Annotated in this window: 11 protein-coding genes and 1 tRNA gene; 7 read left to right on the top strand and 5 right to left on the bottom strand. The window is 67.4% G+C overall.

Annotated elements, in window-relative coordinates; all coding sequences use genetic code 11:
• Positions 1–15: 15 nt before the first annotated feature.
• Positions 16–2,655, bottom strand: a complete 2,640-nt coding sequence (locus APQ99_RS02890; RefSeq protein ID WP_136361563.1) for an ATP-binding protein — start codon at positions 2,653–2,655, stop codon at positions 16–18.
• Between the two features lie 160 nt (positions 2,656–2,815).
• On the opposite strand from APQ99_RS02890, the gene APQ99_RS02885 reads away from it, so the two are divergent.
• Complete coding sequence (locus APQ99_RS02885; protein ID WP_136361562.1) at positions 2,816–4,483, top strand: histidine kinase N-terminal 7TM domain-containing protein; 1,668 nt, start codon at positions 2,816–2,818, stop codon at positions 4,481–4,483.
• Here the strand turns inward: APQ99_RS02885 and APQ99_RS02880 are convergent.
• Positions 4,480–4,851: a hypothetical protein gene (locus APQ99_RS02880; protein WP_229373367.1), complete on the bottom strand. Its 372-nt coding sequence runs from the start codon at positions 4,849–4,851 to the stop codon at positions 4,480–4,482. The genes APQ99_RS02885 and APQ99_RS02880 overlap by 4 nt on opposite strands.
• Positions 4,852–4,960: 109 nt before the next feature.
• On the opposite strand from APQ99_RS02880, the gene APQ99_RS02875 reads away from it, so the two are divergent.
• From APQ99_RS02875 to APQ99_RS02865, 3 genes are all read left to right on the top strand, one after another.
• Positions 4,961–5,356 (top strand): DUF7526 family protein, encoded by a 396-nt coding sequence (locus tag APQ99_RS02875; protein WP_244288996.1) that lies wholly within the window; start codon positions 4,961–4,963, stop codon positions 5,354–5,356.
• 38 nt (positions 5,357–5,394) lie between these two features.
• Positions 5,395–5,685: a hypothetical protein gene (locus tag APQ99_RS02870; RefSeq protein ID WP_136361560.1), complete on the top strand. Its 291-nt coding sequence runs from the start codon at positions 5,395–5,397 to the stop codon at positions 5,683–5,685.
• A 316-nt stretch (positions 5,686–6,001) separates the two neighbouring features.
• A complete protein-coding gene (locus APQ99_RS02865) occupies positions 6,002–6,772 on the top strand; it encodes a hypothetical protein (protein WP_136361559.1) in 771 nt (256 codons plus the stop codon).
• Positions 6,773–7,255: 483 nt separating this feature from the next.
• Here the strand turns inward: APQ99_RS02865 and APQ99_RS02860 are convergent.
• Together APQ99_RS02860 and APQ99_RS02855 are read right to left on the bottom strand one after the other, a co-directional pair.
• Positions 7,256–7,328: transfer RNA gene (locus APQ99_RS02860), tRNA-Pro, on the bottom strand.
• A gap of 50 nt (positions 7,329–7,378) precedes the next feature.
• The gene (locus APQ99_RS02855; protein WP_136361558.1) at positions 7,379–9,433 is read right to left on the bottom strand and encodes a DEAD/DEAH box helicase; all 2,055 of its coding nucleotides are present in this window, start codon (positions 9,431–9,433) and stop codon (positions 7,379–7,381) included.
• A 125-nt stretch (positions 9,434–9,558) separates the two neighbouring features.
• Between APQ99_RS02855 and APQ99_RS02850 the strand changes: the two genes are divergently transcribed.
• Positions 9,559–10,653 (top strand): phosphotransferase family protein, encoded by a 1,095-nt coding sequence (locus APQ99_RS02850; RefSeq protein ID WP_136361557.1) that lies wholly within the window; start codon positions 9,559–9,561, stop codon positions 10,651–10,653.
• A 6-nt stretch (positions 10,654–10,659) separates the two neighbouring features.
• Here APQ99_RS02850 and APQ99_RS02845 read toward each other — a convergent pair whose 3' ends face one another.
• Positions 10,660–11,043, bottom strand: coding sequence for a cupin domain-containing protein (locus APQ99_RS02845; protein WP_012289449.1), 384 nt, complete (start codon positions 11,041–11,043; stop codon positions 10,660–10,662).
• A gap of 111 nt (positions 11,044–11,154) precedes the next feature.
• On the opposite strand from APQ99_RS02845, the gene APQ99_RS02840 reads away from it, so the two are divergent.
• The gene (locus tag APQ99_RS02840) at positions 11,155–12,360 is read left to right on the top strand and encodes an iron-containing alcohol dehydrogenase family protein (protein WP_136361556.1); all 1,206 of its coding nucleotides are present in this window, start codon (positions 11,155–11,157) and stop codon (positions 12,358–12,360) included.
• Positions 12,361–12,417: 57 nt separating this feature from the next.
• On the top strand, positions 12,418–13,590 hold the full coding sequence (locus APQ99_RS02835) for a CBS domain-containing protein (RefSeq protein WP_136361555.1): 1,173 nt from the start codon (positions 12,418–12,420) through the stop codon (positions 13,588–13,590).
• Positions 13,591–13,603: the final 13 nt, after the last annotated feature.

Genomic DNA, 13,603 nt, shown 5'->3' with positions numbered 1-13,603 from the left:
GAGCCCGGCCGTCGGCTAGATCGAGCGCAAGTGGTCCGTGTTCGGCTGATAGAGCTCCCCGCGTTCCTTGAGCTTCTCGATCTCGTGTTCGGCCTTCCCGGCGTCCATCCCGATCTCCTCGGCACGATCGAGGACCTCCTCGACCGGCGCGCCGTCGTCGAACTCCTCTTCGATCTCCCCGATCAGTGCCTTGATGTTCTTCACACGATCCCGCTGGGTCTTCGACTGCCCGGTTTCGACCACGTCGGCGTCGAACTCGCCTGTTTCGGGGTCCACACCGATGTCCTGGAGACACGACTGCACGATCCCGATCACGCGGTCGGCGTCGCTTTTCTCCACGGAATCCGACAACCGGAGCCGCGCCGACGCCTCCGCCAACCGCACGATCGCCTCCAGCTGGCGCGCGGTCACCGGCACCGGCGCGTCCTCGTCCGCGCCCTTCGATCGCAGATCCACGTAGAACTCCTCGATGGCCTGGCGCGCGTCCGGGGTCATCGTCGGGAAACACGTCCGCCGAGCGTACGCGATGTACTTCCGCAACAACCCCGGCTCGATCGCCGGCGCAACGTCCTCGGTCTGGCTCTCGATCTCCGCCTCCGAGTAGTTCGCGTTCGCGAGTTCCTCGTTTTGCGTGTTCAACTCCCCGGCGTAGTTGGTCTGCAGGATGTGATCCGCCAGCGCCGCGTCCTCCTCGGGGTCGGGCTGATCGGTCACGGTGAAAATCAGGTCGAACCGCGAGATCAACGCCGGCTCCAGGTCGATCTGCTCGCCGATCGGCTCGTACTGGTCGAACCGCCCGTACTTCGGGTTCGCCGCGCCCAACAGCGAACACCGCGCCTTCAGCGTCGCGTTGATGCCCGCCTTCGAGACGGAGATCTTCTGCTGTTCGAGCGCCTCGTGCATCGCCGACCGGTCGTCGTCGGCCATCTTGTCCAACTCGTCGACGGCCGCCACGCCGTTGTCCGCAAGCACCAGCGCGCCCGCCTCCAAGCTCCACTGCTGGCCGTCACCGAAGTCGTCGCGAACGGCCGCGGCGGTCAACCCCGCCGCACTCGACCCCTTCCCGGAGGTGTACACCGACCGGGGCGCGATGTTCTGCACGTAGGAGATCATCTGGGAGTTGTGCGAGACCACGCCGTCGGTGAGGTAACTGTGGGTCCCCTCAACTTCGAGGTCGTACACCCACTCTTCGTCGGGTTCGACTTCGGTAATCGATTCGATGGCGCTCCACGCGACGGTTTCGGCGTTCCCCACCGGCGCTGGTTGTGCGTCCCGGATAACGCCCCCGTCGGGTGCGACCTGCCCGGAGCCGTCGCCGTCCGGGGCGACCCCGACGAGCTGTCCGACCTCCAGTTCCTCGGTTCGGACCGCGTCCGGGCCGTGCGACCCGGCGACGAACAGCGGGTGGCTCGGCGTGACGGTGAGCCGGTGACCGGCCGCCGTCCGCACGCGGTACATCGTCTCGGGGGCTTCGCGCTTCCAGACCTTCGTCGCGCGGCGCTGCACGAGCCTGCCGTCGGCTGCAAGCGACGGGACGGCCACGTCCACATCGTCCCAGACGCCGTCATCGACGGGCCGCGGGTCGTCGAGGTTCGCTTCGACGAGGTCCCGGATCTCGCGCTCGCTGCCGTCGGCGAGCGCCACCGTGGTGTCGCCCCGCACGCACTTCCCGGTTCCCGGGTCACCGATGAGCAGCATGTGGAGGTCGCCCCGAATGCGGGACTTATCGGGGAGGTGTTTGGTGACGCCCGAGAACAACTGCAGCATCATCGCGAGCTTGGCCTCGCGGTGGCCGTAGATCGCCGGCGCCATCGAATCCACCATCTCCTCGTGGATCTCCTCGTGGTCCGAGAGCGCGACGATCTCCTCTTTGTCCGCCTCGGAGATGTTCAACTCGTCGAACTCGGCGTCCTCGATGACGACCGACGACCCTTCCATGTAATGTTCGAACACCGGCGAGTCGGTGGCCTCCTCGCTTTGGTCGAGCCGGAGGACGCCGGTGACGGTGACGTGATCGCCCGGCGTGACGTTGCCGGTGGCGTCGTCCTCGACGTGGACGTCGATGCTCTGTGGCGTCTCCCCGCCGCCCAACCCCTCGGGTGACTCCTGGATGCGCAGCTTCTGGGAGTCCACGAACTCCGACCGATCCGGGTCGAGCTTGAACGGTCCCTGGCGCTCGCAGGACTCACACTGATACGGCTCCTGGAACCCCGCATCCCCCTGTGGCACCTCCGTGTCGGTGCCACAGCGCTGGCAGACGAACACCGCACGCTGGATCTTCGGCATCACGTCGGTGGCCTTCCGCACCATCCCCTGGATCGAAACCATCGTGTTGAGGTGTTCGGCGCGGATCGCCCGGATGTCCGTGTGCTCGGCCAGCCCGTGCACGCGAACGTGTGCCTGCCCGAGGCTCACGTCGACGGGCAGATCGTACACCCGCAACGCCTCCTCGGCGGCTTCCTGGAGCTGGTCGGGATGGCTGATGTAATCGTCGGCCAGGTCCGGATCCATCTGGTAGAGATCCCGCCAGTGCAACTCGAGGGACTTCGATTCGCGGGGATACTGGCGTGCGAGGTTCCCGATCTCGTCGCTGTAGTATCGCCGGTAGAACTCCTCGAACTGGTCAACGAGCTCCTGGTTGGCGGCCTGGGCCATTCTGTCCTTCCAGAATACTGCTCGCTGGCGTAAGAACCTTCGCAAACCACCGCCACACAGGCCGGCCCGCCGTCGCCATCGCACACCACGCTGCTGTCCGAGAAGCCAACGCTTAGGAGTCTTCAGGACTGTATTGAGTCTGCATGAGGGAGGGTGCGTAGTGCCCGAGACTGTTCTCGGGCTCACGCTGATTGACTCGCTGTACGCGGGACTGTTCGTTCTGGGGGCCGTCCTGACAGCCGCCAGCATCCTGCAGGCAACCCGCATCGAAGACCGCGAGACACGCCACGGACTGATCGCGCTGCTGGCAACCGCCAGCGGCTGGTCGGTCACGCACGTCGTGACGCTGCTGGCACCATCACAGCTGATCGCCAACGTCGCGTACCTCGCGGGCCTCATCCTGGGGTTCTCGACCGTGTGGGCGTGGCTCTACTTCTGCTCGGCGTACACCGGCCGTGTCCTCCACCGGGACACCTGGGTCGTCCGCGGCAGCATCCTCGCGTACCTCTCGGTCGTCGCGGTGAAACTCACCAACCCCTTCCATCACCTCTACTACCGCGCCACCTACCAGCCCGCCAGCTTCCCCGCCGTCGTCGTCGAGCACGGCATCTTCCATTGGGCGGTCACGGGCCTGTCGTACGCGCTGGCCGCCATCGGCATGTTCATGCTGTTCGAGCTGTTCCGCGAAGCCGACTACGGCACCCGGCCGCTGGCGGGACTCGTCGCCGTGATGGCGCTGCCGGCGATCTTAGACGTCTATAGCTTCGCCAGCTCGACGCTCGTCGACCTGATCCACTCGCCGCTCGGCGTCGCCGTGTTCGCCGTCGGCGTCCTGTTCATCCACGAAGACCGGTTCCTGGCGGTGCAACTCACCGGTGACATCGCCGAGCCGGTCGCGTTGCTCGACGAGGACGACCGCGTGCGCGCGGTCAACGACACCGCCCGGTCGCGCTTCCCCACTCTCCGGGACGCCACCGGCGTCCCGCTGTCCACCGCCGCGCCAGCGATCGCCGAGCACGTCGACGGCGACGACGACGTGCTCGCGTTGCGCCACAGCGACGACACCGAATACTACCTCGTCGCCGAATCCACGTTCTCGCTGGGTGCCAGCAACCTCGGCCGCGTCATCGTCTTCACGGAGATCACCGAAACCGAACGCCACCGCCGCGAGGTCGAACGCCACAACGCCCAACTCGAAGGGTTCGCCGCCGGCGTCAACCACGAGCTCCGCAACGCCATCCAGGTCGCGTCCGGCTACACCGCGCAGGCCGCCAGCGCGCTGGAATCCGAGAACGTCACCGACGCCCAGCAATCACTGGCCCGCGTCTCCGACGCCGTCGACCGCATGGCCGACCGCGTCAACGACCTGTCCACGCTCGCCCGCCACGGCCGGACCCTCCGGGACACCACCACCGTCGACGTGGCGGCGGCCGCCCGCGCCGGCTGGCAGACCACCGACACCGGCGACTGCGAGCTCACCGTCACCGGGGACACGACGGTCTCCGCCGACCGCGTGCGCCTCGAAGACCTCTTCGAATCCGCGTTCGCGTTCACCACCGACAACAACGCCACCGCCGTCACCGTCGCCATCCACGACAACGGCTTCTCCATCGCGGACAACGGCGCCACGCCGTCGGTCACTGACACCACGCGGTTCTTCGACTACGGCGACGCCGTGCCCACGACCGAAGCCGGGATGCATCTGCCGAACGTCCAGACGCTGGCCCGCGTCCACGGCTGGACGGTCAGCGTCGATCCCGACTACGAGGACGGCGTGCGCCTCGAAATCACGACCGATCCCGCGCCCATCGCGCTCACCGACCCCTAGCGCAACTCGACGTCCTGCTCTTCGATGACGCGGTCGCTCTCGTTGTTCACCGCGCGCACGACGAGCGTTGTCTCCCCCGTTCGCCCCACGTCCTTCGGGAGTTCCGCCGTCCCGCCGACCTCGGTGATGGTCGTGTTCCCCAGGGCGTTGCCCGTCGTCACCTCGATGTAGTTGGCCGTGCCCTGATCGGTCCACAGCACGGTCGCCCCGCCGTCCGTCGCCGCGACCTGCACCGTTGCGGTCACCTCCTCGTTGTTCGTGAACGCACCGACGCCGACCGCGGCGGCGATCAGCACCGCAAGCACGAACATCACCGCCACACCAGTGGCTGGGGATGTTGCGCGCTCGTCGGACGGCGCCCGGGCCATATGCACCCTACCTTCGGCCCACGTATGTATATGGCCTTGTTGGCCGTGTGCTATCTTGCCACGTCCCCGACGCGCAACACTCAACCCCCCGGCACCCACACACGACGGTGTGCCCGAGACACTGACCGCGAGTGTCATTCACGCCCTGCCGCCGGAGGAACACGCCGACGCCGACCTGGAGCCGGCGCTCGAATCACTGGCCGCCGACCGCTACATCCTCGTCTGCCGGAAGGGCGGCACCCCGACCCGTATCCAGCGGCTGCTCGCGTTCCTCCGCCGGGACCCCATCGAAGCCATCACTGTCGTCGCCGACGACGCCGTGCCGGAGGACGACGAGTTCACCACGCAGGTCACCGCCACCGAACTCGCCGGCGTCTACGTCGTCACAGACGACGGTCGCGCCCACCTTGAGGGCGAGTACGACGCGAGTTCCGGGCAGTCCGTCCGTGACGAGGGAGAAGACCCCTCCGACGAGCAGGCAGAGCGCAGTACGAACGGCGCGTAGCACCGGACGCGAGAAAAGTCGCCACCAGTCGTCTACCGATGGTCAGGAAGCACGCCGCGTGGCTGCGAGCGCTGGACGAACGGCTACTCGAACACCTGCACGAAGCCGGCGAATCGAACCCGATGCTGATGGCCGAGCATCCTCGATTCGAGGAGGTAGGGATATCGAGCGGGCAGATTCGGGAGCGCTGTCTCCAGCTTGCCGACGCCGGTTTGGCCGGGATGACTGGAAAGGGTTGGTTCGACGTGACGACGTGGGGGCAGCAGTATCTCGACGGAGAGATTGACGCACGGGACCAGCCGAAACCACGGTTGCAGCGGCTTCTATAGTCGGATTTGTTCAGCGGAACAGGTTGCATTCCTCGGTGAATAGCTCCTTTTCGAACCCCCTGCGTTCGTCTGGAGGGTGGAACTGGAATTGTTCTGCCTTCCAGCGGTTTTGGCCATCACTCTGTTTCACTTTCACCACGCTTTGGGAGGGTTCATGCCCGGGGCAGTAGTAAAAGGTATCACGTTCGCCATGACCGGCGAGCGCAGAAGGTTAGCGACCCGGTGACTGTCCATAGCAGGCACCGGCTGACCTCTCAGAGGTCTCGCGTCTGCATCCGGACAACCGGATGCCTGGCTGGTAAATCTTTGCCTCTGGGTGGAAGTCGCAGCCATCAGTAACAACGATGATCGAACGCACTACTACCCAGAACGGAGGTATCAGCCGATGAATAGGGGCGCAATCGCCCACTTCGCCGACGCCAGCGGCGAAATCGACGACAGTGGCTTCCCGAAGCCTCACTACGAGGATGGAGAGAAACTTCTGTCGTCACTTGAAGTCCGCAACCCGACGGTGCTCACCTTCGACGCGTACACGGACGGAGAGTCAATCCGATGGAATCGAGGTCGAGCTGCCAAGGAACACGTCGAGGACGCGAAGTCGACAGAGATTCACCGCGATGGGAGAATCGATGTCGGCACTGACGGGACACGAGTTCGAGCCGAGGTGACGGACGTCCTCCATGTCCAGGACGAGTTCATCGTCACCCAGAACACCGAGTGCGACTTCGCACACTCTCTGGTCGAAGACGCGACCGGCGGCGAGGTCGTCGACACTCGTCTCGACCTGCGAGGATTCGTCAACGATTACCCGGAGGTGAAGTACTCGCTCGGCGGGTTCTACGACAGGGACGCAGCTGCTGACAAGGAAGTCAGCATCGGGCATCTGAACAAGGACGAACACGCTCGGGAGAACATCGACTCCGCGAAAATCAATCGGCTCGGAATCGAGAACTTCTCGTACAACGGCCGGTCACTCGACTTCCTCATCACGGAAAGCGGGTACGTCGACATCTACGACTCCAACGTAGACACGACAGAGTTCGTGCAGTTCCTGCACGACATCGTGATGCCTCACGTCTCGAACTGAGGTCACGTGCCTCAACGGGCATCTAACCGATTTCTGAATCAGGAAGTGATGCGCCCTTAGCAATAGACTACTACTCCTCAGAGACCTCCATGTCGTGTTCCTCGATGAAGCGGTCGACCACCGCCGGTAGCCGCTGTTGATTCGACGCGGCAGACAGCGCAGCACCGCAGACGACGCATTCGATGAATCCGGTTCACGTTGGTTCGGAGATAAGAATTGCGACTCTCCTCATTCCGGTAGACACCTGCTGGCGAGAGTATGGATCAAAACTCAGACGAACAAGCTCTGCCTCTTCTCAGAAAACGATTACAGTACGTCGTGGTTGTCTGAATCCTCAATGTCGCCGTCCAACTGTCAGCGGCCCGGAGAATCCCGTAACGGCGCTCTGCGATTCCAGTTATCCGACTATCGAGAGCCGGCGCTACTTGGATTCGTATGGCGGCCGAGAACCGGCAATACAGGCCGTCTATAGATTAAACAGTATGGGACCGCCCGAATTTGAATCGGGGTCACGGGCACCCAAGGCCCGAAGGATACCAAGCTACCCTACAGTCCCGTATCACCACCTACTGTGGTGGTGGTGGTAAGCGTTTCGTTCGATCGCCCCTACTGGTCGTCCTCGCGGAGTTCCAGGGTCGCGATGATGCGGCCGGGCGCGTGGCCCTTGCGCACGCCGTCGAGGATGCGGAACGCGCTGTCCGGATCCAGGAAGTGCGTGGTGACCGCGCGCCCGCGGTCCGTCGGCTCCAGGCCGTCGATGAACTCGTACTCCAGTAGCTTCCCCAGGGCGTGTTTCGTGGGGATGTCCCCGACCATGCGGTCGTTGAGGCGTTTGGCGGCCGTGCCGCCGACGGTGACGTTCGCCAGCGTCTCCTCGACGGCGGCGTCCTCGTCGTAATGCGTGACCACGTTCTCCATGTCGCCTTTCAGGAGCGTGAACGCGATTTCCTCCTCGGTGCCCTCCATCGAGGAGTGATACGACGCGTCGGGTTCGACGAGCACGTACACCTTCCCGCGGTCGTGGTAGTCGGGACGGCCGGCGCGGCCGAGCATCTGCTCGAACTCCTGGACGGAGAGCCATTCGATGCCCATCGCCAGCGTGTCGAAGATGACCTGGTTGGCGGGGAAGTCGACGCCCGCCGCGAGCGCCGCCGTCGTCACGACGGCCGCGAGGTCCTGGTCGCCGAACTGTCGCTCGACGGATTTGCGTTCGCCGTAGTCGAGGCCGGCGTGGTACGGCCGCGAGGGGTAGTCGAGTTTGCGCGAGATCTCGTTGCAGCGCCGCCGCGAGTTGGTGAAGATGATGGTCTGCCCGCGGTACCCCATCGAGGACTCCTGGTCGAACTCCCGGCGGACGAGCGTGTTCTCGATGTCGGGCTTCTCGGCGCCGTCGGCGAACGTGACGTGGCGCTCGATGGGCACGGGGCGCTCCTCGAACTCCACGAGGTTCGCGCGCAGCTTCCCCGCCAGCTCGCCGGGGTTGCCGACGGTCGCGGAGAGATACACCCACTGGGCGCCGTCGTAGCCCGCGCGCTCTTCGCGGCGCTGCTCGCAGTAGTATTTCAGTCGCGAGATGAGGCCGTCGAGGCGGTGGCCGCGGTCGTCCTCTTTGAGCGTATGCACCTCGTCGATGACGACCGTGCCGATGTCGCCCAGGTCGCGGCCCGTCCGCAGCGCGTGGTCGATGCCCTCGTAGGTGCCGACGATGATGTCCGCGGCGGGGTCGAAGGCGTGGCCGTCGTCCCGGATCCGAGAGGACCCCACGCGGATGGTGACGTTCGCGAGGTGGCCGTATTCGTCCTGGAAGTCCTCGTGTTTCTGGTTGGCCAGCGCCACCAGCGGGACGAGAAACAGCAGCTTGCCGTTGCCGGACTGCAGCCGGTGGAGGCCCGCGATCTCGCCGACCAGCGTCTTCCCGGTCGCCGTCGCCGACACCACCATCTGGTCGTCGCCCTCGACGAGCCCGTTCTCGACGGCGAGACTCTGGACGGGCAGCAGTTCCTCGAAGCGGTCCTCGAAGAGCCCCTGGACGTCCGGATGCAGGTCCAACTCCGAGACGGCCACGGGGTCGACGTCGTCGGTGGTCGCCGACACTTCGTCGTATTTCGTCAGGTCGGGGTCGAGCTCGCCACCCAGCAGCCCGGTGACCTTTTCGAGGTCCTGCTCGGCGAACAGCAGCTCTTCGAGGCGGTCCTGTGCGGCCCCCGACACCGCCCCGGAAAAGGAGAGCTCGCGCTCCAGCTCCTCGACCGCGCAGTCCCGGCAGATGAACTCGCCGTCGGTCTCGATGGCGGTCTCCGCGGTGAGCGGGGAGTACCGCCCGCGGCCCGCGCAGTACCGACACGTCCGCACCACCTTCGCGGCGAGCTGGTAGGCGTCCAGCATGGCCTGGACCTCCTCGCGGCCCGCGGCCGTCGTCTGCTGGCTGATGCGGATGCGGCCGGCGCGGCGCGCGATCTCCACGAACTCCTCGGGGTTGCGTGGCTCCTCGCCGCCGTCGGTCTTCCGCCGGAACCGGGCCGGACGGGGCCCGGCGCTCTTCTCCGCGACCTCTAGTTTCGCGCGGAACAGCCGGTCCCCGTCGCGGTTGGCCACCGCGAGGTAGTCGTCGCCCGTCTCGTGGAGGAACAACGTGTCCACGCGCTGGACCTGCTCAGACACGACCACACATACAGGACGCCGGTATTTCAGCCGTTCGCTTGGCTTCCCGATGCCGCCGCCAGCGCGCGCTGGCAGTGTCTCACGGTACCGGGAACGGTTTGGTTGTCGCCGTCCACTCCCCGACGATGACCGCCGACGCCCTCCCGCTTGCCGACCTCGAAGCGTACCTCGCCGACGAACTCGGTGCGCGCGTGACCGACACCGAGGTGCTGGACGGCGCGCTGAACACGGTGGTCGCCGTCTCTACCGAGTCCACGGAGCACGCCTACGTGGTTCGGCAGGCCAGCGACATGCGAGACAGCGGCCTGTTCATCGACCTCGACCGCGAGTACCGCGTGCTGGCGGCGCTGACGGACACGGACGTTCCCGCGCCAGCGCCAGTCGTGTACTGCGAGGACGAGTCGGTTCTCGGCGACCCGTTCGCCGTGACGACGTACCGCGAGGGCGAACCGGTGTCGGTCGGCTCGTCGCTCCCCGAGCGTTTCCAGACGCCGGCCGGCCGGCGGGCCGTCGGCGAGGCACTCGTCGACACTCTCGCCGACGTGCACTCGGTCCCCACCGAGCCCTTCGAGGGCGTCTGCGAGCGCTACGAGCCCCTCGAACAGGTCGAGCAGTTCGCTGACCGTCTCGACCGGGCGACCGACGCCAGCGGCCGCGACGTGCCCGAACTCCGGCGCGTCGTCGACTGGCTCCGCGAGCACGCGCCGCCCGAACACGAGACCCGGCTCACGCACGGCGACTTCAACTCCGGGAACGTCTGTTTCGCCGACGGCACGCCGCCCGAGATCACGGGCGTCCTCGACTGGGAGACCGCGGCGCTCGCCGACCCCCGGACGGAACTCGGGTATCTCCTGTTCTACTGGCGGGACGACGGCGACCCAACGCCGGGCCTCGACGCCATCCGAGCGCGCTACGGTGACGACCACCCGGACGCCGTTGCGGAAGTGGCGGCAGCGGCCGAGCACGGCTTCTACCGGTACGCGAACCGGCCGGGCAGCCCCAGCCGTCGCGAGTTGATCGAGCGCTACGAGGCACGGACTGGGCTCGCCTTCGACCACGGCCGGTTCTACCGGGCACACGCCGCGCTCGGGCTCGCCGCCGTCTGGGAGGACAGCCACGCCCGCCGGGTCGCGGCCGGCGAGCCCACCGACTGGGAGCCGCTGCTGGACTACACGGCGGCGGTCACGGCGAGCATCGTCGACGGCGAGTTCGAGGCCTGAGGCCCGCTACGCTTCGTCCGCGACCAACTGGATGTCGTCGTCGCCGTTCGGCACCACGCAGATGAACGCCCCCGGCTCGTCGCCGTCGTTCTCGTACCAGTGGACGGCACCGGCCGGAATCAGGAGGCTGTCGCCGGCGCTGACCTCGTGGGTGTCGCCCTCGATGCCGACGGTGTACTCGCCGGCGAGGACGTACTGCTCGTGTTCGACCGCGTTCGTGTGCTCGGGCACGCGTGCCCCCGGGTCGAGTTCGAACCGGCGCATCGCGAAATGCGGCGCGCCGTCCTCGCCGTCGATCAGCACGCCCTTCCTGGTGCCGTCGCCGGCGCTCACGTCCGCGTAGTCGATCTCGCTGGCGCGCCGAACCAGCGGCGTCGGCTGTTGTCCCATGGCCACCACCACGCCCACCCGCCACATAACTGGCTCGGCCATCCCCGTGGAGTCGCGGCCGGCGGTGCCGGAGCGCACAGACATAGGGACGTGGCCGGGCTATCCGCGTCCATGCCACAGTCCCCTGCGGCGTTTCGCTTCGACTACGAGTCGCCCGCGCTCCGGTTCGGTCCCGACAGCGTGCGCGACCTCGACGCCAGCCTCGACGCCCACGACGCCGACACCGCGCTCGTCGTCACCGGCTCCACGGTCGGCACCACCCCAGCCGTCATGGACCCCGTGCGTGACGGGCTCGGTGACCGGCTGGCCGGCGTGTTCGCGGAGACCACCGGCGAGAAACGCCTCACGACCGCGTTCGACGCCGCCGAGCGGGTCGCCGCCACGGACACCGACGCGATCGTCGCTGTCGGCGGCGGGAGCAGCATCGACGTGGCCACTGTCGCCGCCGCCCTCACGGGCACCACGCAGTCGCGCGCGGCGGTCGCCCGGACCGTCCGGGACACCGCGACGGTCCCGATCCCCGACGGCGCGCTGCCACCGATCGTTGTCGTCCCCACGACGCTCGCCGGTGCCGACATCTCACAGGGCGCGGGCATCGCCGCCCACCCCGACGCCGGGGTCGTGGACGACACCCACAGCGCCGTCGCCGACGACCGCCGCCTGATGCCCGCCAGCGTCGTCGCCGATCCCGTGCTCGCCGCAACCACACCCAGATCCGTGCTCGCGGGGTCGGCGATGAACGGCCTCAACAAGGGCATCGAGACGCTCTACGCTGCCACCGCCACGCCGATCACCGACGCCACTGCGAGCCACGGCGTCGGCACGCTCGCCGCCGGCCTCCGAGCGCTCGGGACCGCTGATCCCACGCCGGAGACGATGGCCCCCATCCTGCGGGGGTTGTTGCTGGTGGAGTACGGCATCTCGCGGCCCGACGCCACCACGCTCTCGCTGACCCACGCCTTCGGCCACGCGCTGTCCCGCGCCAGCCCCATCCAGCAGGGCGTCGCCCACGCCGTCGTCACGCCCCACGTGCTCGCGCACCTCTTCGACAGCACCGACGGCCGCCGCGACCGGCTCGCCGCCGCCCTGGACGTCGGCGACGATCCCGACCCCGCGTCCGCCGTCATCGACGCCGTCACGGCGGTGCGCGACGCCCTCGGGCTGCCGGCCCGCCTCCGCGACACCGACGGCCCGGCCCGCAGCGAGCTTCAGGCGGTCGCCGCCGCTGCTGTCGCCGACCCGTTCGTGGACAACGCGCCGGACGGCGTCCCGCTCACGCGCGCCGACGCCACTGAAATCCTCGACGCCGCCTGGTAGCCGGGCTGGAACCCGGGTGGCCGTGGACTTAACACGCATCCTCCGGTACGCTCCACTATGCGAGGGTTCCGCATCGGGCGTGTGTTCGGCATCCCGATCAAGCTCGACGTCACGTTCCTGCTCGTGCTCCCGGTGTTCGCCTACCTGATCGGCACCCAACTGGAGGTGTGGGTCTCGACGCTGAACGGCGCGCCGTTCGCCGCCGGCCTGGACGCCACAGCGCTGACCGCCGGCTCCGTCCGGTGGGTGCTCGGTGCCGCCGCCGCAGTCGGGCTGTTCGTCGGCGTCGTGCTCCACGAACTCGGCCACTCCGTCGTCGCGATGCGGTACGACTTCACCATCGACGCCATCACGCTGTGGGTGCTCGGCGGCGTCGCCAGCCTCACCGACCAGCCCGAGGAGTGGGACCAGGAGCTCTGCATCGCGCTCGCCGGTCCCGCCGTCAGCGTCGCGCTCGCGGCCGTCGCCTACGGAATGCTTGTCGTGCTCCCGTCGTCGCTCGACACTGTGCGGTTCGTGTTCGGCTACCTCGCGCTGATGAACCTCGCGCTCGCCGCGTTCAACCTGCTCCCGGGGTTCCCGATGGACGGCGGCCGCGTGTTGCGCGCGCTGCTGGCCCGCACCCGGACGTTCGCCCGCGCCACCAAGATCGCCGCCGAAGTCGGGAAGCTGTTCGCGTTCGTGCTGGGGATCGCCGGCCTGCTCTCGTTCAACGTCATCCTCATCGGGGTGGCGTTTTTCATCTACATCGGTGCCGCCGGGGAAGCCCAGCGCACGGCCATGAACGCCGCCTTCGAGGGTGTGACAGTCGCCGACGTGATGACGCCCGCAAGCGACGTGCACACGGTCGCTGCCACGGCCTCCGTCGCCGACCTCATGGACAGCATGCTGGAACACCGCCACACCGGCTACCCGGTGTTCCGGGACGCCACCGCCGTCGGAATGGTGACTCTCGACGACGCCCGGTCCGTGCGCGCCGTCGAGCGCGACGCGATGCGCGTCGCGGACGTGATGAGCGACGACGTCTACACCATCCCCGGCTCCGCCGACGCCACCGACGCCCTCGACGCCCTCCAGGAACACAGCGTCGGGCGCCTGCTCGTCGTCGACGCCGACGGCGAGATGGTGGGGCTCATCACCCGCAGCGACCTCATGGACGCCTTCGGCATCATCCAATCCACCGGGGCGGCGGTCTCCCGGGAGTCCCTCGATCTCCCCAGCCGCCCCTGACTGTCGACCGGTA

The organism is Halobacterium salinarum DSM 3754 (assembly GCF_008124605.1).
Lineage (GTDB): Archaea > Halobacteriota > Halobacteria > Halobacteriales > Halobacteriaceae > Halobacterium > Halobacterium salinarum.
The sequence above is the reverse complement of the archived record's forward strand: the minus strand, read 5'-3'. Positions and strand labels throughout refer to the sequence as shown.